The organism is Marinicauda algicola (assembly GCF_017161425.1).
In the GTDB taxonomy this organism is placed as follows: Bacteria; Pseudomonadota; Alphaproteobacteria; order Caulobacterales; family Maricaulaceae; genus Marinicauda; species Marinicauda algicola.
Genome location: NZ_CP071057.1, coordinates 3240071 through 3262014, shown reverse-complemented (window position 1 = coordinate 3262014; position 21944 = coordinate 3240071). Strand labels below are relative to the sequence as shown.

Annotated in this window: 15 protein-coding genes; 5 read left to right on the top strand and 10 right to left on the bottom strand. The window is 64.2% G+C overall.

The features are described 5' to 3' along the window. Positions 1-51: 51 nt before the first annotated feature. From JW792_RS16010 to JW792_RS15970, 9 genes are all read right to left on the bottom strand, one after another. Positions 52-789 carry a class I SAM-dependent methyltransferase gene (locus JW792_RS16010; protein ID WP_135994807.1) on the bottom strand — a complete coding sequence of 246 codons (738 nt, stop codon included), beginning with the start codon at positions 787-789 and terminating at the stop codon, positions 52-54. Then, positions 790-5784, bottom strand: a complete 4995-nt coding sequence (locus JW792_RS16005) for a methyltransferase domain-containing protein (RefSeq protein WP_135994808.1) — start codon at positions 5782-5784, stop codon at positions 790-792. Positions 5785-5865: 81 nt separating this feature from the next. Beyond that, the gene (gene rfbA, locus JW792_RS16000) at positions 5866-6732 is read right to left on the bottom strand and encodes a glucose-1-phosphate thymidylyltransferase RfbA (RefSeq protein ID WP_135994809.1); all 867 of its coding nucleotides are present in this window, start codon (positions 6730-6732) and stop codon (positions 5866-5868) included. Continuing rightward, positions 6729-7637, bottom strand: coding sequence for a dTDP-4-dehydrorhamnose reductase (gene rfbD, locus JW792_RS15995; protein ID WP_135994810.1), 909 nt, complete (start codon positions 7635-7637; stop codon positions 6729-6731). The genes rfbA and rfbD overlap by 4 nt, the downstream gene beginning before the upstream one ends. A gap of 13 nt (positions 7638-7650) precedes the next feature. Then, positions 7651-8703 (bottom strand): dTDP-glucose 4,6-dehydratase, encoded by a 1053-nt coding sequence (gene rfbB / locus JW792_RS15990; protein ID WP_135994811.1) that lies wholly within the window; start codon positions 8701-8703, stop codon positions 7651-7653. A gap of 38 nt (positions 8704-8741) precedes the next feature. Beyond that, positions 8742-9311 (bottom strand): dTDP-4-dehydrorhamnose 3,5-epimerase, encoded by a 570-nt coding sequence (gene rfbC / locus JW792_RS15985; RefSeq protein WP_135994812.1) that lies wholly within the window; start codon positions 9309-9311, stop codon positions 8742-8744. A gap of 66 nt (positions 9312-9377) precedes the next feature. Further along, on the bottom strand, positions 9378-11183 hold the full coding sequence (locus JW792_RS15980; RefSeq protein ID WP_135994813.1) for a glycosyltransferase family 2 protein: 1806 nt from the start codon (positions 11181-11183) through the stop codon (positions 9378-9380). Positions 11184-11224: 41 nt separating this feature from the next. Then, entirely contained in the window at positions 11225-12097 is an 873-nt protein-coding gene (galU, locus tag JW792_RS15975) for a UTP--glucose-1-phosphate uridylyltransferase GalU (RefSeq protein ID WP_135994814.1), read from the bottom strand. A 51-nt stretch (positions 12098-12148) separates the two neighbouring features. Then, positions 12149-13453 (bottom strand): UDP-glucose dehydrogenase family protein, encoded by a 1305-nt coding sequence (locus JW792_RS15970; protein WP_135994815.1) that lies wholly within the window; start codon positions 13451-13453, stop codon positions 12149-12151. 209 nt (positions 13454-13662) lie between these two features. Between JW792_RS15970 and JW792_RS15965 the strand changes: the two genes are divergently transcribed. Continuing rightward, on the top strand, positions 13663-15858 hold the full coding sequence (locus JW792_RS15965) for an AGE family epimerase/isomerase (protein WP_135994816.1): 2196 nt from the start codon (positions 13663-13665) through the stop codon (positions 15856-15858). A gap of 7 nt (positions 15859-15865) precedes the next feature. Here JW792_RS15965 and glmS read toward each other — a convergent pair whose 3' ends face one another. Then, a complete protein-coding gene (gene glmS / locus JW792_RS15960; protein WP_135994817.1) occupies positions 15866-17683 on the bottom strand; it encodes a glutamine--fructose-6-phosphate transaminase (isomerizing) in 1818 nt (605 codons plus the stop codon). Positions 17684-18183: 500 nt separating this feature from the next. On the opposite strand from glmS, the gene JW792_RS15955 reads away from it, so the two are divergent. The 4 genes from JW792_RS15955 (at position 18184) to terL (ending at position 21937) form a co-directional block, all read left to right on the top strand. Beyond that, positions 18184-18387, top strand: a complete 204-nt coding sequence (locus JW792_RS15955) for a hypothetical protein (protein WP_135994818.1) — start codon at positions 18184-18186, stop codon at positions 18385-18387. A gap of 287 nt (positions 18388-18674) precedes the next feature. Continuing rightward, positions 18675-20015 (top strand): DNA methyltransferase, encoded by a 1341-nt coding sequence (locus JW792_RS15950; protein WP_135994819.1) that lies wholly within the window; start codon positions 18675-18677, stop codon positions 20013-20015. Continuing rightward, on the top strand, positions 20005-20496 hold the full coding sequence (locus JW792_RS15945) for a DUF5681 domain-containing protein (RefSeq protein ID WP_135994820.1): 492 nt from the start codon (positions 20005-20007) through the stop codon (positions 20494-20496). The genes JW792_RS15950 and JW792_RS15945 overlap by 11 nt, the downstream gene beginning before the upstream one ends. Beyond that, positions 20489-21937: a phage terminase large subunit gene (gene terL / locus JW792_RS15940; RefSeq protein ID WP_158291538.1), complete on the top strand. Its 1449-nt coding sequence runs from the start codon at positions 20489-20491 to the stop codon at positions 21935-21937. The genes JW792_RS15945 and terL overlap by 8 nt, the downstream gene beginning before the upstream one ends. Positions 21938-21944 lie beyond the last annotated feature (7 nt).

Here is a 21944-nt window from a genome sequence, read left to right as displayed (position 1 = left end):
CGCAGCGATGCCCATCAAGCCTCCGGCCACCAGCGGGCCGGACCGATCTCGTCAAACCTCGGACTCGTCGGAGAACAGCTTGTCCTTGTCGGTATGACGCTTCAGCACCTCATGATCGGCCTTGTACTGGTTGAGATAGCGCCTCACAAACGGGCTCGGCTGCTCGGACTGCGTCAGATGGCGTCCGCCGGCCTGAACTTCCTCGTCCGTGCGCTTGCGGATGACCACTTCGATGGCGGCTTCGGTCACCGGCGTCAGCGTCTGATCGTACCGCGGCCAGTCCTGGTGGTAGGTCTGGTCGATGACCTGCAGATGGCGCAGATCCGCATACGCTCCGAGCGATTTCACGAGATCGAGCACATTGGTGGTATCCGGGCTCCAGCTCTTCTCCTTGAAGACCGTGAAGGTGCGCTTGTGGTCGCGGTTGTGGGTGCTGGGCCATACGCCCCGCTCGTACATGTCCTCCTCGGGGATCATGAAGACGATGTGTCCGCCCGGCTTCACCACGCGCAACCAGTTCTTCAGTCCCTCGAAGGGATCGCGCAGATGCTCGAGGCAATGGCTGGAGAACACGAAGTCGTAGCGGCCGTCTTCCACGCCGGCCATGAACTGGGCGTCGCCATCGCCGAGATCCCAGGTCTTCACGCTGGTAATCAGCGGAAAGACGGTGCGATACAGGGCGAGCGGATCGGGTTCGCCGCCGATGTCCACGCCGTCTCCGACGAGATACTTGCACGCGAACTTCTTGTCGTTCGATCGGCGAAGGACGAACTTGCTACACTCTTTCATCTACTTTTCCTGAACCTGGCGTGCGTTGCGGTTTCGCCGCGCGGATGAGACGATTTGCAGAACCTTCTTCCGGGCTTTCCACTCGGAATAGTTGCGCTGCACGAAATTTTGGCCGGCCACCGACATGTACTTCCAGAGCGCTTCATCATTGTACAGCCGCTCGACGGCGTCGCAGAACGCCCCGGCCTCGTCGGCAATGAGCACTTCACGCTCGGCCGCGAGCTCCATACCCTCCGCCGCGACGGATGTGACGACCGAGGGCACCCCGTAGGACAGGGCCGTGGCGACTTTCGCCTTCAGCCCCGCGCCGTAACGCAGGGGAGCGACGAAGACGCGGACCGAATCCAGATAGGGACGCAGATCGTCCACCCGCCCCGTCACCACGAAATCGTCGGCCTGCAGCGAAAGCAGTTCCGGCGGTGGCTCCGCGCCGATGGCCAGGAAACGTGCACCGCCGAGCCTTGCCTTCAGCTGCGGCCAGATGGACTGCGCGAACCAGCGCACCGCGTCGACATTGGGCGGATGACGATAGCCGCCGAGAAAGGCGATATCGAAGCGCCTGGAGAACTCGGTTTGCGTCCCGTGAACCGGATAGACGTGCGGCAGAACCTGCACATTGAGCCCGGCTTCGAGATCGTTGAGAGTTTTCGCCTCCTCCGGCGTATGGACGATGTTGCAGTCCGCAGCCCGGAACATCTGCAATTCCCTGGCCTTGACCTGCTCGGCGCGCGAGAACAGCTCGGAATCCCCGGTCAGACTCGCTTCGCGCTGCATTCTCTGAAAGTGCAGATCCGAGTTGTGGAAGATGAAGGGAATATCCGGCCTCGCATCGCGAAGGGGCCGGATGACGGCCTCGCCGACCTGATGGCGGAAGGCCTGGACCAGCGCATCCTTCGTGCGCGCAAGCGCGATCACGCTTTCCACCGTCTTGTAGTAGGGCGAGTACACGACCATGATCCCGCGCCGCTGCATGTCGCGCGTATAGCGGCCCAGGTAAAGGAAATTGTCCTGGGCCGCGAAGACCGGCCGCAAGCCCATGGCGAGATAGGAATCAAGATAGCTCAGCGCGGTGATGGATCCCGCGTCATGATCGGGGCGTGGCGTGTTCGCGTCGAACACCAGAGCCAGGCCCTTGCGGGGCCTGTCCGACTCCAGGAATGGCTCCACGCCGTTCGGGGCATGCCGCTCGAGCACGACGGACCAGCGGTCGAAGAATTTCTTCTGGTTTCTGACCTGGTAGGCCTTCTCGCCGCCGCCCAGATCCGTACCGGACGTCTTGCCTTCGTAGTGAACGACGCGCGAGAGGGGCTGGAACCAAGTCTCGCGCCCGGTTGCGCGGATCTGGAAGGCGAGGTCTGAATCCTCGCAATAGGAGCGTTCGTAGTACTCCCCGTCGAAGCCACCGACTTCGTCCCATACCGTGCGCGGAACCGCGATCGAGGCCCCCGAACAGTAATCGACCTGGCGCGCGTAGCAGTATTCGGGACGTCCCGGATCGTCGTTTCGCCCGTAATTCCAGGCCGAACCGTCACGCCATACGATACCGCCGGCTTCCTGCAGGCTGCCGTCGGGATAGAAGAGCTTCGAACCGACCAGACCGGCATCGGGGAACAGCGAGAACGAGCCGATCAACTCGTCGAGCCAGCCCGGCACGACGCGCGTGTCGTTGTTCAGGAAAACCAGCGTCTGGCCGCGCGCCTCGGCGGCGCCGCGGTTGCACGACGCGATGAAGCCCCCGTTCTTTGGCTGACGGACATACCGGATCCAGGGGATTTGCGGCAGATAGGTCGGGGTTTCATCGATCGAGGAGTCGTCGACGACGATGATTTCGGCGCCGTGGCCGCTATGATGGCCCGCGAGCGAGGACAAGCAGTTCAAGGTATAGGCCAGCTGACCGTAGACCGGGATGACGATCGAGACGGCCGGCACGGTTTCGGGGGTGGTGACATAGGACGGACGCAGACGCGCCAGCTCCTCTACGGCGGCGCCGAACCGCGGCGCGTCGCCAAGCAGGGCGTGAGCGCTCAGGAAATTTTCTCCCGCCTGGACTTCGCTCTTCACGATATCGTCCGGGCGGATCTCGTAGGAATAGACTTCCTCGGCCGGCGGTTCCGCGCCCTGATCGGCAACGGGGCCGGGAGGGCGCGACAACAGACCGGTGGACCGGTTCTCGTTCACACCGAATTTGATGAAGTGGTAGAGCGGGTTCAGACCGCTGCTGGCGACATCGGGATTCTGACTGAGATAGCGCCGCGTGGAAAAATCCGGACCGGGATTCCTGCCCTCGTCCGCTCCGCGAAGCAGATAGTGGAGCACGGGGTCCTCGCCGCGGCTGGCCACGTCGGGATAGGTGCTGCGGTAAAAGTCCGCATCGAAGAGCGAACTCCGTTCCAGGACCTTGGCCTGATTGAGAACAGATATCGCCCGCAAGGGCCGGACGAGAAGGCCGGGCTGGTAGAGTCCGCTGAGCAGGGCCGCGGCCCTTCCGGCCTGGCCCTTGCGGGCCAGATAGCGGCCGGCACGGCGCAGCGTGCGCCGGCGCGCATCACTGGCCCAAAGCTGGATGATCTCCTGCTCCAGCTCGGCCGCACGGCGCGCTCGCTCGCCGAGCCGTGCGGCCTCGGCATTTGCGGCATCGAGCGCCCTGAGATCGGATTCGTGGCGCTGACGGACCTTGGCGACATCATCTTGGAGGGCACTTAGCTGCGCCTCGCGTTCGTCTCTCTCGCGCTGCGCGTCGACCAGTGCCGATGCGAGATCGTCATTGCGGCGCTGCGCCTCGTCCCGCTCGCGGCCGCTTGCCTCTAGGCGTTCGGCAGCCTCGACGATCTCCTGGCGCAGGGTCTCGCGCTCCTGCGCCAGCGCGTTCAGGGCCTCTTCGCGCTCGCGCCCGCTCGCCTCCAGGCGCTCGATGCGTTCGGCAGCCTCGACGGTCTCCTGGCGCAGGGTCTCGCGCTCCTGCGCCAGCGCGTTCAGGGCCTCTTCGCGCTCGCGCCCGCTCGCCTCCAGGCGCTCGATGCGTTCGGCAGCCTCGACGGCCTCCTGGCGCAGGGTCTCGCGCTCCTGCGCCAGCGCGTTCAGGGCCTGCTCGCGGTCCTGCATCGCGGTTTCGAGTTGCTGGACACGGTCGACGGCCTCCCCGATCTGGGCTTTCAATGCATCGCGCTCGCCCTCGGTCTCGCGAAGCTGGCGAGTTCGATCCTCGAACTCGCTTCGCGCCCGTACCAGGGCCTCCTCAAGCTTCGCCGCACGAGCGCTCAGTTCCTCCGCCCTCTCCGACCGGCTCTCGAGCCGGGCCTGGGAATCCGCGAGCTTGACGGCCAGGTCGAGTCTTTCCCGGGTCAGCTCCGCGAGTTCGCCCTCCGCGATACCAAGCGACTGGGTCAGCCGCCTGACCTCGCGATCGAGCGCCTCGATCTGGGTTTCATATCGGGAGTCGCGTTGCGCCTTTTCCTTTTCCCAGACCTCGCGTTCGCGCCCCAAGAGCCGAAGTTCATTCTCGATCTCCTTCCTCTTGCGGGCGAAATCGGCATCCGCCATGTCCTTACGCCGACGCATCTCGGCGTCGCGGTCCTGATAGTCCTTTTTCAGCTGTTGGCGCTCGCCTTCTAGCCGTGCCTTTTCCGTGTCGATCTCCGAGCGGATTCGCTCTTCGGCCTGCCGCAGCTCTTCGATCTCGCGCATCTGGGACACGATGCGCGCATCGCGCTCCGCGACGCCCCCCTCGAGAGAGGCGATGGGATTGATCCTGCGGACCCCTTCGAAGAGCCCCGTGGGCAGCTTGGGTAGTTCGAGATCGGAACACAACGCGATCAAATAGGGGCTTTCGGGCAGGATCCGGCTGACTTCGATCCGGCCCTGATCCGAGCGCTGGCCGCCAAAGCGCAAGGTCCCGGCTTCGTCCTCATCGCTCGCGAGCACCGAAGCGACGGTGACGCGCTGCCGCGCGATCGAGACGTTCTCGAAATACCTGGCAAGCAGGCTGCGGAACTCGTGCTCGGTGAGTTCCTTGAGGTGGTATGGGTTCGGTTCGGGCTGAGCGGCGTTGTAGATCACCTTGTCAGGCGAACTCATGATGAGGAGGCCGCCCGGCTTCAAGACCCTTCGGATTTCCGTCAGGAACTGATCGTGAGCCTCGATGTGCTCGATGGTTTCGAAGCTCACGACGCAGTCGAAGCTGTTGTCGCCGGCGGGTATGGCTTCGGCCGAGCCTCTACGGAACGAGACCGTATCGCTAGCAAAGACCCGCTGGGCATCCCTGATCGCGGCGTGATCGACATCGACGCCGAGCACCGAGGCGGCGGTCTGACCCAGCAGGAAAGAGCCGTAACCCGAGCCGGAGGCGATATCGAGAACATGCCTTTCCCGGCACAGCTCGGCTGCGGCGACATAGCGGTGCATGTGCTCGAGCATGACTTCGGTCGACATGTTCGAACCGGGAATGAAGCGCTCACCGGTGGCCTCGATGCCTTCGAGGTTACCGGGCTGGTCCAGCGAGAGCGCGAGGGGCCCGTTGGGCTTTGCCCCGGCTCGATCCGCCGCCTCGACGGCCGCGCCTTTCGCGCCGGAGGGGGCGCGCGGCGGCTTCGACGCAGTGCCAGCCTTGGCCGGGCTTCGCGTGCGTCCGCTGGCGGTGCCTGCGCCCTTCTTGGCTGTGGCACGAGACTTCCTGGCGTCTCCGGCATTCTCCTCAGCCTTGGACCGCTTGCCTGCCTTCGCCGCCGAACCGGCTTTCGCGGGCGCAGCCGAAGCCGCGCCGGAACGGGACTTGGACGTGTCGACGCTTCCGGACGTCTCGGCGCGCTTCGCAGCGCGCGTCGAATTGCCCTTCTTCTTAGATTTGGACGCGCGCGAGGATTGGGACCTGGACTTCTTGCCGGCCTTCTGGGTATCTGAAGCGAAACTGGAATCGGCCTTCGCTTCGCCGCGCGAGCGCTTGCTCGAACGCGATCGGGTTTGCGCGGCGTCTTCGCTCTTCATCTTTCCGTCAGCCATCGGCCCAGTCTTCCGTCGATCCCATTCACCATATTCTTTGCGAAGCCGCACGCCTCGCCAGCGGAACGTCCACCTGCCGCCTCAGACAAGCTTTTTCAGATACTGGCCGTAAGGGCTCTTCTGCAGTTCCTCCGCCAGGGTGCGCAGCTGCGCGCGGTCGATCCAGCCGGAGCGGAACGCTTCCTCTTCCGGGCAGGACACCTTGAGACCTTGGCGCTGCTCTATGATCCGGACGAATTCGGCAGCCTCCAGGAGGCTTTCCGTTGTTCCGGTGTCCAGCCAGGCATAGCCCCGGCCCATGCGCTTCACGTGTAGTGCGCCGCGCTCGAGATAGAGTCTGTTGAGGTCGGTGATCTCAAGCTCACCCCGCGCGGACGGCTTAATCGTCTTCGCCATCGCGCTGGCGTGTTCGTCGAAGAAGTAGAGCCCCACGACGGCATACCGGGAGCGCGGTTCCTGGGGCTTTTCCTCGAGACTGAGCACCTTGCCTGTGGCATCGAACTCGACGACGCCGTAGCGCTGAGGATCCTCGACCTCGTAGGCGAAGATCGTGGCGCCTTCACGCTTCTCGTTCGCCTCGCGGCAGAGTTCGCGAAAGCCGGAACCGTAAAAGATGTTATCTCCGAGAATGAGCACGCTGGGCCCGCCCTCGAGGAACTCCTCGGCGAGAACAAGCGCTTGAGCGAGGCCTTCTGGGCGATCCTGAACGACATACTCGAAGCGCAGCCCCCACTTCCTGCCGTCACCGAGCAGCTCGCGGAACAGAGACTGGTGCTCGGCGGTCGTGATGATCAGTATTTCCCGGATCCCGGCCGCCATCAGCGACCAGATCGGGTAGTAGATCATCGGCTTGTCGTAGACAGGCAGGATCTGCTTGGAGAGCGCGCGCGTCAGGGGGTAGAGACGCGTCCCGCTTCCGCCGGCCAGAATGATACCCTTGCGATTCATGACGATGTGTCCCCGTCTTGGACGGCCATCCCGACGTCGCGGCGCAGAGCGGCCTTCCAGTCAGCTGGTTGAATGTTGAAAACACGGCCGATCTTGGTGCAGTCCAGCACGGAGTGTGCCGGCCTTGCGGCAGGCGTTGGATATTGCGACGTCGTGATCGCGTTGACCCTGGGCACCTTCAGGCCGCGCCGGGTCATCTCGGCGAATATGGCGTCGGCGAACTGCTTCCACGTTGTCGGCTCGCCGCCGCTGAAATGGTAGACGCCTCCATAGCCCTGCGGATTTTCGGCAAGAACCGCCGCCACCCGCAGGACGGCGTCGGCCACTTCACCGGCCGGGGTCGGACTGCCGTGCTGGTCATCGACGATGCCGAGCTCGTCGCGCTCGCAAGCCAGGCGCATCATCGTGCGCAGAAAATTCTTTCCCCAGGGAGAGAAGACCCACGATGTCCGGATGATCACCGCGTCGGGGTGGGCTTCGCGCACCGCAGCCTCTCCGGCCAGCTTCGATTCCCCGTAGCGTCCGATTGGCGCGACGGGATCGTCCTCGACGTAAGGCGTCGGCTTGTCGCCGTTGAAGACATAATCCGTCGACAGATGAATAAAGCCGAGCCCCCGCTCCTGGCAGGCCCTTGCCATCGCGGCGGGCGCCTCGGCATTGACCGCCATCGCGGTTTCGCGATCGGTTTCAGCCTTGTCGACCGCAGTGTAGGCAGCAGCGTTCACGACGATCGCGGTCCCGGCCGGCGCGTCGAGGACGGCGCGCGCGACCGCCGTCGAATCCGTCAGATCGCAGGCCTCACGGGGAAGGGCATGCACATCCGCGCCGGCGGCAGCCGCGCGCAGGATCATCTCGCGCGCCACTTGGCCTGTCGCGCCGAATTGCAGGATGGGGACACGTTTCATTGGCAGTCCCCGCTCAGCTCTCCGCGAGCCCGAGCCGCTTTCCCGTCTGGCCCGCTTCAGCCAGGGGCCGCCACCACCATTCATTGTCCAGATACCAGCGCACCGTCTCCTCGAGGCCGTCGAAGCCCTTGACACGCGGCGACCAGCCAAGCTCCTGCTTGATTTTACCGGCGTTGATCGCATAGCGGAAGTCGTGCCCGGGGCGGTCGGTGACATGGGTGATGAGATCGGCGTGGGGGGCGCCCTCCGGACGAAGTCGGTCCATGATCGCGCAGATCTCGCGCACCAGATCGATATTGGCCATCTCGTTGTCGCCACCGATATTGTAAGTCTCGTAGAGGCGTCCGTTTTCGAGCACGGCGAGCAGGGCGTCGGCATGGTCGTCGACATAGAGCCAGTCGCGCACATTGCGTCCGTCCCCGTAGACCGGGATCGGCCGGCCGTGCAGCGCATTGAGCGTCACGACGGGAATGAGCTTTTCGGGAAACTGATAGGGCCCGTAATTATTCGAGCAGTTGGTAATTACCACCGGCAGATCGAACGTCTCCGCCCAGGCGCGCACGAGCATATCCGAGGAGGCCTTGCTCGCCGAATAGGGCGAGCGCGGCGCATACGGGGTGGTCTCGACGAATTTTCCGTCCTCGCCGAGCGATCCGTAGACTTCGTCCGTCGACACGTGATGGAAGCGAAACCGCTCGCGCACTGCTTCGGGCGCAGAAGACAGATAGGCCCGCGCGGCCTGCAGCAGCGCGTATGTGCCCACGATATTGGTGCGGATGAAATCGCCCGGCCCGTCGATCGAGCGGTCGACGTGGGATTCCGCGGCCAGGTGCATGACGGCATCGGGCTGATGATCGGCGAAGACCTCAATCATCCGCGATTCGTCGGCAATATCGGCGCGCACCAGGGTATGGCGGCCGGAGCCCGCGACAGGCGCGAGATTGTCCAGATTGGCCGCATAGGTCAGTTTGTCGACGTTAACGATATCGTAGCCGCGCTCGAGGACGGCCTTGCGAACGACGCATGAGCCGATAAAGCCCGCGCCGCCCGTAACGAGAAGCTTCATGGTGTTGTCCCCTCTTTGTGCCCGCCAAGCATCGGCCGCTATCTGTCATATGCGAACGGAGAATCAAAGTCTGCGAAGCTCGGCGCCTCGCGGTCCTTGCGTGAGATCACGGCTTGATCGGCATCGACCCCCCAGTCGATACCGAGCGCGGGATCGTTCCATCTGACCGATCCATCGCATTCGCGCGAGAAGTACGCGTCGACCTTGTATAGAACCTCGGTGTTTGGGGCCAATGTCACGAAACCGTGCAGGAAGCCGGCGGGCACGAGGACCTGGCGCCAGTTGTCCCGGCTCAACTCGACCCGGACGTGCTCGCCATAGGTGGGCGAGCCCTTTCGGACATCGACAACGACGTCGAGAATTGCCCCGTGCGCAACGCGCACGAGCTTGTTCTGCGCGTGCGGCGGTGCCTGATAATGCAGTCCGCGAACTGTGCCTTGCTCGGCCGAAAGCGAATGGTTGTCCTGCACGAACTCTATGCTTTCAGGAAGGCCGGCGCGGCGGAAAGCATAGAGATTGAACACCTCGGAAAAGAACCCGCGCTCGTCGCCATGACGCGTCGGCTCGAAAATGAGAACATCCTCGATGGCGGTGCGCACGGATCTCATAAAGGGTTCCAGAAATGTCGAAAAATGGGCTGGCTGAGGCCTACTTACCGGCAGCGGGCGCATGTGTCAAAGAAACAAGAAGGCCGCTGAGCGCGTCTTGCAGCGGTCGGCAATCTGCCAGTCGAGGCCGAGTAATTCGGCACTCGGATCGAGATTTGGATTGAGATAGGGATCGGCCTTCAGAGCGCCCTCCCAGCGCGCCCGAAAATGGGCGATCTCGGCGGCAAAACGCGCGTCCTCCGCGGTCTCGCGGCCCCGGCTCGCGCCTTCGCGATGGTAGAGTCGGGCGTGCGGCGTCCAGACCGTCTCGTAACCAGCCTTTGCGGTACGAAGACAGAAGTCCACATCGTTGAGGGCGATGGGAAAAGCCTCGGCATCGAAGCCGCCGACCGCGTCGAACACGGCGCGGCGCACCATGAGGCAAGCCCCCGTGACCGCGCTGACCGTGCGCGTGAGCGCGAGGTGGCCGAACGGGCCGGCCTCTCCGGGCTTGGCGCCCTTCATGACATGACCGGCCACGCCGCCCAGTCCCAGGGCGATGCCGCCATGCTGCAGCCGGCCATCTGGATAAAGCAACTGGGCCCCGACCGGGCCGGCCCAGGGGCGCAACGCCTCGCCCGCCATGGCCAGGATCCAGCCGGGATTTCCGCCGTAGACGTCGTTGTTCAGTATGAGGAGAAGTTCGCCGCGCGCTTGCGCCGCGCCGGTGTTGACGAGGTGCGAGAAATTGAACCCGCCCGGTGCGCGCACGACCCGTGTGTCGGCGCGCCGCGCTTCCCGCTCGAACCAGGCGATCGTGTCTTGCTCGACAGAATCGTTGTCTACGAGGATCCATTCGCAGACGACCCCTTCGGCCGAAGCCCGTGCCTCACGCACGCATCGTTCGATGAGGTCGAGCCGGTCGCGCGTCGGAATGATGACGCTCACGCGGGTCTGTGCGGGCACCGGCCATCGGACGTCGAGTTCGGCGCCGGCAAAGATTTCGGCGGATTGTCCCAGACGCGTCAGATGAGCCTCCAGCGCCGCCTTGCGCGCGGCAGCTACCTGGCCCGCGCGCGTCTGCGACAAGCTGCGCGCCCAGCGTCCCGTGCGCCAGTGATAGGCGACACGGGGCATGTGGGCAAAGGCCTGCGGCCCGTGCCGTTCGAGCACGCGCAGGACGAGGTCGTAGTCCTGCGCGCCGTCATAGCGTCCGTCCAGGCCGCCTAGCGCGCGCAGCGCTCCGGTCCGGATCGCGGTCAGATGGTTGATGTAATTGCGCCGGTAGAGGAGCGCTCGGTCGAAGACCGGCTTGAAATAGGGTTCACAGGGCCGGCCACGCCGGTCCAGCTTGTCCTCGTCGGTATAGACCAGGATCGCGTCCGGTTCTCTGGCGAACGCGGTGGCGATGGCGGCCAGCGCGTCGGGCGCCAGGCTGTCGTCCTGGTCGAGAAAGGCGGTGAACTCGCCACTCGCCTGTTCTAGCGCAGTGTTCGTCGCGGCCGAAATGCCGCCGTTCGCGCCGCGTTCTATCAGGCGGATGCGCGGATCAGCCGCCTCCGCGATGTAGGCGAACGCCTCGCGCGCCGAAGAGCCGTCATCGCAGATCAGCGCCTCGAAATGCGAATAGGTCTGAGCCTGCAGCGAGGCGATCATCGCGCGAAAGTGCGCCGAGTCGGGATTGAAGGCGGGGATCAGCACCGAGATCAGCGGTCCGTTCGTCGGCGAACAGGCGCCGCGCGCGTGCACGGTGTCATGCCAGGCCCGGTAGCGCGGAAAGCGGCCATGCACGAAGCCGCTGCGGCGCAGCCCGGCCAAGCGCTCGGCGGCAAACTCTATCAATCCCCGGCCGAGCGCGCTCGATCGCAGAAGCGTAAGGAGCCGCGCCTTCATCTCACCGCCTGCCAGACGATGTCACGTCTTCGATAAAAGTCTCAGCGGGCAGCAAGAAGCCGCTCCAGGATCGTGCGGACCGCTTCGCCATGCTGGCGGTCGGCCAGGGCGAACGCGGCGAACGCTTCCAGATAGCCCGTCTTGGAACCGGTGTCGAAAATCTCACCGTCGAAAGGAAGGGCGTAGAAGTCGGACCGCTCCATGAGGGTCACCATCGCGTCGGTGAGCTGAATCTCTCCCCCGGCGCCGGGATCTTGAGCCTCGATCAGGGAAAAAATTTCCGGCTGGAGGATATAGCGCCCGGAAATCATCATCGTGGAGGGCGCGGTGTCCACGCTTGGTTTCTCGACCATGCCTCGGATACGGATGAGATCGCCATCGGCTCCAGCCGGGTCGACGATCCCGTAGCGCGACACCTGCTCGCGGGGCACGTCCTGCACCGAAACGATATTGCCGCCCGAGCGCGCGAACGCAGCGGCCATCTGCTGCAAGCACGGCACGGCCGAACGCATGACCATGTCAGGCAGCAGGACCGCGAAGGGCTCGTTGCCGATGACATCACGGGCGCACCAGATCGCATGACCCAGCCCGAGCGGACTCTGTTGGCGTACAAAGCTGAACTGGCCCGGCTCGGGCAGGGACGACCTCAGAGATTCCAGCGCGCCGATCTTCCCAGTGCGCTCCAGAACTGCCTCGAGTTCAAACGCCCGGTCGAAGTAATCCTCAATGGATGCCTTGTTGCGCCCGGTCACGAAAACAATGTGCTCGACCCCCGCGGCAAGGGCCTCATCGACGACGTACTGCAGCGCAGGGCGATCGAAGATTGGCAACATTTCCTTGGGCATAGACTTGGTCGCCGGAAGCACCCGCGTACCCAGACCCGCGACCGGGAGGACGGCTTTTCTTATATTCATGACGGTCTCTTGACTGCTGCGCCGGAGGCCGGATCAATGCACGGCCACGAATCAGGACCGGCCGATGCTGATGTATTTCATGCCACGACGCGCCATCTCCTCAGGCTCGTAGATGTTTCGCAGGTCCACGATCACCGGATCGCGCAGGGCCGATTTCACACGGTCGAGATCCAGGGCGCGGAACTCGTTCCATTCTGTGACGATCACCAGCGCATCGGCGCCCTCGACGCAAAGATAGGGTCCGGAGACGAACGTCACGCCCTCCAGCATGGTTTCTGCTTCCGAGATTCCGGCCGGATCATAGGCCTGAACTTTGGCCCCGGCCTTCAGTAGGGCCGGAATGATCACCAGACTAGGCGCTTCGCGCATGTCGTCAGTCCCCGGTTTGAAGGTCAGGCCGAGCACGGCGATCGTCTTGTCCTTAACCGATCCGCCGCAGGCTTCGATGACCTTTTCGGCCATGCGCATCTTCCTCGCATCATTGATTTCTACCGTGGTCTCCACTAGCCGCAGCGGCCGGCCGGCATCTTGTGCGGTGCGGGTCAGGGCGAGCGTGTCCTTGGGAAAGCACGAGCCGCCATAGCCCGGTCCCGCGTTAAGGAATTTCTTTCCGATCCTGTTGTCTAGACCGATGCCGCGTGCCACCTCCTGGACGTTGGCCCCAACCGCTTCACACAAATCGGCGATCTCGTTGATGAAGGTAATTTTCATCGCTAGGAAGGCATTCGCGGCATACTTGATCAGTTCGGACGTGCGCCGCTCGGTGAAAACGATCGGGGTTTCATTGAGAAAAAGCGGACGGTAAAGCTCGCGCATCACCTCGCGCGCGCGCTCGCACCCGGTGCCCACTACGACCCGGTCGGGGCGCTTGAAGTCCTCGATCGCTGCGCCTTCGCGCAGGAATTCGGGATTGGAAACCACGGAGAAGTCGCCGTCGGGACGCGCCTTCCTAATGACCACCTCGACCTCGTCGCCGGTACCGACCGGGACGGTGGACTTGGTCACCACGACGGTGAAACCGTCCATGACGCGTGCGATTTCCTCCGCAGCCGCATAGACATAGCTGAGATCGGCGTGACCATCGCCTCGACGCGATGGGGTGCCCACCGCAATGAAGACCACGTCGGCTTCACGCACGGCCTGGGTAGGATCGGTCTCGAAATCCAAGCGCCCTTCTCGGATATTGCGCGCGACGAGCAGATCCAGCCCCGGCTCGTAAATCGGCACGCCGCCCGAGCGAAGCATGTCGATCTTTTCCTGGTTCTTGTCGATACAGGTTACGTGATGGCCGAAATCAGCGAAGCAGGCCCCGGAGACGAGTCCAACATATCCGGTTCCGATCATCGCGACGCGCATGGATCCACCCCTTCAGAACTGTTTCCCGGTCCGATGACCGGACCGCCCTCGGCTACGCCATTTGAGGCCTGGAGTGCAACGGAAAACCTCCGCACGGGGCGGACGGGAAAGGTCAGACCCCGTTAACCGGATGATCAGGCGGCCAGTGTTACCGCCAGCGCGGTTTACAAGCGCGACGCGGCCGCGCCGCGCTTCGGGAGACAGAGACAGTGACGCGGACAGACGAGATCCAGCCGGTCATTCTGTGCGGTGGGCGGGGCACGCGCCTCTGGCCGATCTCCACAGACCGTGCACCCAAGCCATTCCTCCCGCTCATCTCCGACAAATCGATGCTGGCCGAAACGGCCGCCCGTGTCAGCAGGGCCGCTCAACAGGTGACGTTTGGCCCGCTGTGTGCCGTCGGGTCGGCGCGCCACGAGGATCTGTTGCGCCGCGAACTGCCCGGGGCCGGTCTCATCCTTGAGCCGGTGCCGCGGAATTCGGCTCCGGCCGTGGCGGCCGCCTGCCTGGGGCGGACACCCGGCGATCTGGTGCTGATCATGCCCGCCGATCACCATGTCAGCGACCTTGCCGCCTTCCATCGAGCACTAACCTGTGGGGCCAAGGCAGCGCGCTCTGGTGCGATCGTTACCTTCGGCATCAAGCCCGACCACGCCGCCACCTGCTACGGCTATATCCGCGCGCCGGGTGCGCGCCTCGAGCAGGCCGCCTCGGTGCAAGCCTTCGTCGAGAAGCCGTCGCGAGAAACCGCGCAAGACTATCTCGAACAGGGCGGATACTGGTGGAATGCCGGCATCTTCTTGTTTTCCGCGGGGCGCATGCTGGAGGCCTTCGCCCAGCATGCGCCCGATATCCTAGAGGCGGTAACGGCAGCGGCCGCGATCTCCCTACCGCCGCGGCCGGGGCAGAGCGTGAGCTTGGACGCCGCCCGCTTTGCAGAATGCCGGTCTGAATCGATCGACTATGCCGTGATGGAACACGTAGAGGGCGTCGAGGTTGTGCCCGTCGACATGGGCTGGAGCGATATCGGCGACTATGGGGCATTGCACGCGCTCAAGTCGCATAGGCATGACAATGTTTGCGAGGGCGCGGTCTTCGCGATCGATACGCACGGCTGTTACGTACGCAGCGAAGGTCCCATGATTGCGGTCCGCGGGTTGTCCGGCATCGCCGTCGCCGCGACCCCGCGTGGCGTTTTGGTCACCCCGCTCAGCGAGGCGGCCTCAACCAAGCCGCTTGCCGAGGAAGCCGCAAGACGCGGCTTTGCCGCCTCGTTGCAGAGCGACACCATCGCACGGTTACGCAACTGGCTGTTCGAGGATTGCCTGCCGTTTTGGGCCGAGCGCGCCTGGGACGAGCAGCGCGGCGGCTTCGTAGAAGCGATTGACCTAGACGGGGCCCCACTCGCCGGTCTGGACCGGCGCGGGCGTGTCCTGCCGCGCCAGATCTACGCGTTCTCGCACGCCCGCCTGCTCGGCTGGGACGACCCGCGCGGGCTCGACCTCGTGCACAAGGGTCTCGATTATCTCGACACGACCGCCCGCGCTCCGCAAGGCGGATGGGCTAGCGTGCTAACGCCCCAGGGCGAGCCGGTCAGCGCTGTGCGCGCGCTCTACGACCATGCTTTTGTCATGCTTGCGGGCGCCTACGCCTTCATGGCGACCGGCGAGACGCGGGCAAGAGAGATCGCCGAAGAAGCGCTCGCGTTCGTCCAGACCGAACTCGCGGACCCAGAACACGGCGGCTTTCTCGACCGCCTTCCGCATGGGAAGTGGCGCCACTCCAACCCCCACATGCACCTGCTCGAGGCCGCCCTCGCCCTGCGCCGGGCCACCGGCGAGGCCCGCTTTACCGAGTTCGCCCGCGACATCGTCGAACTGTTCGAGACCCGCTTCTTCGATCCGAAGAGCGGAGCCCTCACCGAGACCTTCGCTCAGGACTGGTCGCGCGCGCCGGGCGCGCCCGGCAATCTCGTGGAGCCCGGCCACTGTTACGAGTGGGCGGTGCTGCTCGGCTTTTTTGAGGAGGAAACGGGGCGCGACCTGATCAGCTGGCGCCGCCGGCTGATCGCATTCGCCGACAGGATCGGGCGCAATGCCGAAGGCTTTGCACTCGACGCGGTCGACCGGGATGCCAAGATCGTCTCCGGCAAGCGCCGGCTCTGGCCGCAGCTTGAGATGTTCCGCGCGCGGCTCTTCCATCCCGAAACGGCCCCGCCGGGCGAAGCCTCGCGCGTGCTCGACCGAATTCTAGCGAGTTATCTCGCGGGGGGCCCGCGTGGGGGGTGGATCGACGCCTTCGATGCCAAGGGCCAGCCCGCCGCGCCGGCCATTCCGGCCAGCATGCTGTACCACATGCTGACCGCGTTCGATCCGCTATTCGGATTCGACCTGGCCGCGCGCTAGACGCGAGCTACTCCACGGTCACCGATTTGGCCAGATTTCTGGGCTGATCGACGTCTGTGCCCTTGTAGACCGCCACGTGATAGGCAATCAGCTGCACGGCCACGGCTTCCAGGATCGGCCGGATCAGCGGATCGCTGTCGGGGATCACGATAGCTTGGCTGAGCTCGCCCTGCAGTGCCTGCGCGCCGCTCGCGTCGGTGATGCCGGTGACCCTCGCACCGCGGCTGCGGACCTGCTGGATGGATGAGCGGGTCTTCTCGAACTGCGGTCCGGAGGGCGCCAGCACGATCACCGGCACGCCCTCTTCCACCAGCGCGATCGGACCATGCTTGAGCTCGCCCGCGGCATAGCCCTCGGCATGGATATAGCTGATTTCCTTCAGCTTCAGCGCCGCTTCCAGCGCCATGGGAAAGTCCGGGCCACGCCCCAGATAGAGCACGGTGCGATGCTCGGCGAGTTCCGGGGCGAGCTTGACGATCTCGGCCTCGCAGTCCAGCGCCTTCGAGACGCGCGCGGGCATGCCAAGCAGGGCCTCGACGATCTCGCGCTCACGCGCCGCGCCGATCCTGCCACGCTGACGCCCGGCCAGGGCCGCCAGACAGGCCAGGGCCGTCAGCTGGCAGGTGAAGGCCTTGGTCGAGGCCACGCCGATCTCCGGACCGGCCAGCGTGGGCAGAACCAGATCGGCCTCGCGCGCCATGGTCGAGTGGACGGTGTTGATCAGCGCCATCGAGGGCACGCGGTGCTCGGCGCACAGGCGCATGGCCTCGAGCGTGTCGGCCGTTTCGCCGGACTGGGAGATGAACAGGGCACGGTCGCCCTTCAGGAAGGTCGGCGCGCGGTAACGGAATTCGGAAGCGATCTCGACCTCGCAGGCCAAGCCGGCCAGCTCGGCGAACCAGTAGCGGGCAACCTGGCCGGCGAACGCCGCGGTTCCGCACGCCACGATCAGCAGACGGTCGGTCTCGCTCAGATCGACGCCCTCGATCGTCCGGATCACATTCGCGACCGGGTCGACATAGTGACTGGCCGTTCGGCCGATGACGTCGGGCTGGTCGAAAATCTCCTTCTGCATGAAGTGGCGGTAATTGCCTTTCTCGGCGGCCACATGGCTCGTCGGGGCGGGCTGGCGCTCGCGCCTGGCCGGTTTGCCCGAGCTGTCGATCACCGTCACCTCTCCGGGCGAGACGACTGCGATGTCGCCGTCCTTGAGATAGACCAGGGAGTCCGCCTCGCCGCTCAATGCCAGCGGATCGGACGCGATGAACCCGGCCGAACCGTTGAGACCGGCGATCAGCGGCGCACCTCTGCGTGCGCCGAACAGGCGCGTCTCCTCGCCCTCGATCAGGATGGCGAGCGCGAAGGCGCCTTTCAGCCGCTCGACCGCCCGAGACAGCGCAACTTCCAGGTCGGCTCCTTCCTCGACCTCGCGGTCGATAAGGTGGGCGACGATTTCGGTGTCGGTCTCACTTTCGAATGTCCGCCCCTCTTTTTCGAGTTCGGCCCTGAGGCTGCGGAAATTCTCGATGATCCCATTGTGCACGAGCATCACCCGCCCGGCGTGATGAGGGTGAGCGTTGGCTTCGGTCACTGCGCCATGAGTCGCCCAGCGCGTGTGTCCGATACCGGTCTTGGCTTCGCCCAGCTCGCCGGCTTTCTCCACCAGCCGGCCGACCTTGCCCACGGCCCGCGCACGGGCGAATCCTTCGGCGTTGAGAAGCGCGATCCCGGCGGAGTCATACCCGCGATACTCCAGACGCTGGAGACCTTCCAGAATGATAGCCTTGGCTCTGGCCTCTCCGACGACGCCGACAATCCCACACATTCAGCGAATCTCCAGACGCAACCGACACAGCATATTCTTGATAAGCACTCATGCGACCAACAACTTCGTAGCGGCAATGAAGGACTTCTCAGCCTTGGCGCATCTGCGAATAAGCCAATCGCGAAGCATACACAAACTCGATTGTATGATCCCAGTCCGCGTCCGCTCCTGAGTAGCATAGGCAAATTCCGGAGTTGTCCCGCTACGAGCCAATCGCGTCGACCGGTACTTACGACCCGGTGGTGATAACCCGCAGTCCGGCTTGGCAAGCGCTATCATACGCCGGCGCGGGTGCGCCGATCTCGCGAGTTCCTAATCGGCTAGGCTTACGGCGCAATCGATCTACCCGAACAGATAGACTATCGAGCCCCGGCGCCGCTGAAAGTGTAAGGGCGGGGGGCTTAGGTCACTCAACTGGGTCCACCTCAAGTCCCGCGAGGTAAGAGCATTGCACCTTCCGCGGCGCGACCTGGCTGGACACAGGCACGCTTGAGGGACTGGTGAATGCCGGCGAATGGGTACGCGCGACCGAGCGGCAGAACGATTTCAAGATTGCGTGCCCGGAAGAAGTTGCCTGGCGTAATGGGTGGATAGACACAGCTCAGCTGCGCGAGCTCGGCAAGCGGTTCCGCAATGAATACGGATCCTATCTGACCGATCTTTGCGACGGCGCAAACAGAGCAGCGAGTCTGTCAGCAGACTGAGAAAAGGTGGGCGAGATTCATATTGTCGTCGATCGAAAGCAGGATACGAAATGATAAGCACCATGGGTGCATAAGATTTGCGCATCATTGACCTTTTTGCCGCCGACCCTCTTGCGACGAGGATCGGCGCTCTTATGTCGAATTCATCTCGAGGAAGCAGCCGGGCTGTCTGGCAGCATCGAAGGGATACAGATGATTAGTTTTTTTTGGATCAGTCGGGCGGGGGCCGGCTAACGCACTAAGTGCGTGAAGATGCCCCTTGCCTGGCGCAAAGAGGGGGCATCCAGATGTCATCCATACAAACAGCGCGGCTGGACTCTGTTCCGCCGCAGATACCTAACCACCTCCACCTGATCGAGATCGCCTTTGATGATCTGGTTCTTCCGAGCCGGGAACTGAGAAAGCACCCGGCGTCCCAGATCAGGAAGCTCGCCAAATCGATCGAGCGCTTCGGTTTCGTCACACCGATCCTGGTTGATGCCAAGGGCGAGGTCATCGCCGGCCTGGCCCGGATCGCCGCAGCGAAAAAGCTTGGGCGCACGTGTGCCCCGGCCATCCGCATCGAGCATCTCTCAGACGAGGAGATCCGCGCCTATCGCATCGCCGACAACAAGCTGGCTGAAGGCGCGGACTGGGATCTCGAGACGCTGCGTATCGAGATCGGCGAGCTGGTCGAGCTCGATTTCGACATGGAGGCCATCGGCTTCGAGATCGGCGAGATCGATGTCCTGCTCGATGACGGTGGAGACGAGGAGCCGGCCATTCCCGACACGCCGGACGTGCCGGTCACCCTGCTCGGGGATGTCTGGCAGATCGGCCCGCACCGGCTCGTGTGCGGGGACTCGCTCAAGCCCGAGATCTATGACGCCTTGCTGGGGGTAGAGACCGCCGACGCGGTCTTCACCGACGCGCCTTATAACGTGCCCGTCGACAAGCACATCAGCGGGCTGGGCAAGATCAAGCACCGCGAGTTCGCCATGGCGTCCGGCGAGATGAGCGAGGAGGCGTTCGCCGGTTTCCTGAAGACTGTCCACAGCCACCTGGCCGCCCGCATGAAACCCGGAGGTATTGCCTTCAGCTGCATGGACTGGCGCTCGATCTCGCCGCTCATCCAGGCGGGCGAAGCTTGCGGATTCGATCTTCTCAATCTGGCGGTCTGGGACAAGGGGACCGGCGGGATGGGCTCGCTCTATCGCAGCCAGCACGAGCTGATCGCCGTGTTCAAGAAGCCCGGCGCGTCGCACCGCAACAATGTCGAGCTCGGCAAGCACGGGCGCAACCGCACCAATGTCTGGGCCTATCCGGGATGCAATGGCGGCTCGAAGGAGCGCGGCGAGCTCCTGAAGCTCCACCCCACCGTCAAACCCACCGCCCTGATCGCCGACGCCCTGCGCGATGTGACGGCGCGCGGCGAGATCGTGCTGGACGTGTTCGGCGGCTCGGGCAGCACGATGCTGGCGGCCGAGCAGACCGGGCGTGTCGCCCGGCTGATCGAACTCGATCCGGGCTATTGCGATGTCATCGTCGAGCGCTTCGCTCGGGCCTTCGGCGTGGAGGCCGTGCTTGAAGCGACCGGCGAGCGTTTCACCGATGTCCGCGAATCCCGGGGAGGCGATGATGAGCGATAAGCCGCTTCAGGTTAGACACCGCACCCGCAAGGCGAAGCCGGGATCGGTATCGGCTCCAATCGCGAGTTCGGCCGGACACGATCCTCATCGTCCTGTCGGCTACGGGAATCCGCCTCGGGCCACCCAGTTTCAGAAGGGCAAGTCCGGCAATCCAAAGGGCCGGCCGCGGCTGAAGAAAAATCTCGGCACGCTGATCGACGAGGTTCTGTTCAAGGAGGTCGTGATCACCGAAGGAGGGCGCCGACGCAAGGTGAGCGCCGCAAAGGCGCTCTTCATGCGCCAACTCTCCGAAGGCTTGAGCGGCGATGGCAAGGCCTTCGAGCGTTTATTCAGAGCGCATCAAATGCTGAGTGGCTCTGCCGCCGAGGGGGTCGATGGCGCTTCCACCGAACCGACCGATGCGGAGAAAGCGATGGTCGCCGAGCTCAAACGCTGGCTCGAGGCCGGCCAAGCGGGCAAGGGGGAGGCTGGGGATGACTGATCTTCGTATCCAGAGTGCCGCGGCTCAGAAGACACTCTTCTACTTCTTCCTTCAAAGGGTCTTCGAGACCCTGGAGGGCCAGAGGCTGAACCGGCTCGACTATGTCGATGCGTTGAGCCTGGCTCTGCAGCGGGCCGTCAGTGAGGACGGCGGCCGGCTCCTGGTGACCATCCCGCCGCGCCACCTTAAATCTGTCGCCGCGGCGATCGCCCTGCCGGCCTGGATCCTGGGCAATCATCCAACGGCCAAGGTGATGGTGGCGACTTACTCCGACACGCTGAGCCATGAGCACGCGGCCAAGTTCGCCCAGATCGTCAACGCGCCTTGGTACAAGGCATTGTTCCCGCGCACGCGGGCTCGCTCGAGCAACAAGCATGAATGGCGCACCACCGCCGGCGGGGCGCGCTATGGCGTTTCGCTGGCCGGGACGGTGACCGGGTTCGGGGCGGATGTGATCATCATCGACGATATCCTAAAGGGAAGCGAGGCCCGCCAGGAGGTGATGCGGGCCAAGGCCAGGCAGTTTTATACCGAGACCCTTCGAAGCCGGCTGGACAACCCCAGGACCGGCTCGATCATCGCCATCATGCAGCGCCTGCACGAGGACGATTTTCCGGCCTTCCTGCTGGAACAAGGCCGATTCCGGCACCTGAACCTGCCGGCCATTGCCGAGGAGGATGAAGACATACCGCTCCATGGGGCGAGAAGCTGGAGGCGGCGCCGGGGCGACATCCTCGATCCTTACCGGTTCGACGAGGCGAGCTTGGAGGATCTGAAGGCCGAGATCGGCCGGGTGGCCTTCGCCGCCCAATACCAGCAAAGTCCGGTCCTGCCTGAGGGCGCCGTTATTGATATCGGCAAGCTCAAGCTGGTCGACAAACCGCCGACCAAGGAGGAGTGCATCTGGATCGTCCAGAGCTGGGATACGGCCGTGGAGACCGGCCCGAACTGCTCCTACTCGGTCTGCACGACGTGGGGATACAAGGACAAGGTCTGGTACCTGCTCGACCTGTTCCGCGCCCGGCTTGACGGGGCGGATCTCAAGGCGCGCATCGTCCAACTCCACGATAAGTGGGGCGCCGAAGAGGTTCTGATAGAGAAGACCAACGCGACGCGAGTCATGTGGAGCGCCATGCGCCAGGAGGGCGGGCTGCTCCCCACCCTCATCGCGCCTGACGGAAGCAAGCTCGAGCGCTTATCGCCTCATCTGGACTGGCTGCAAACCGGCCAGGTCGTCTTCCCGACCGAAGTCGAGTGGTGGTCAGCCCTGCGCGATGAGATGCGGGCCTTTCCAGACGGTCGCCATGACGATCAGGTCGATGCGATCTCCCAATTCATGGGATGGGCGCGGGGTGGCCGTGGCGCGGCCCTGCTCGATACCGATCCCGAGACTGGCCGACGCTACGGTCGTGACCGGTCCGACTTCGACCGGCGCTGGTAAGCTGGAC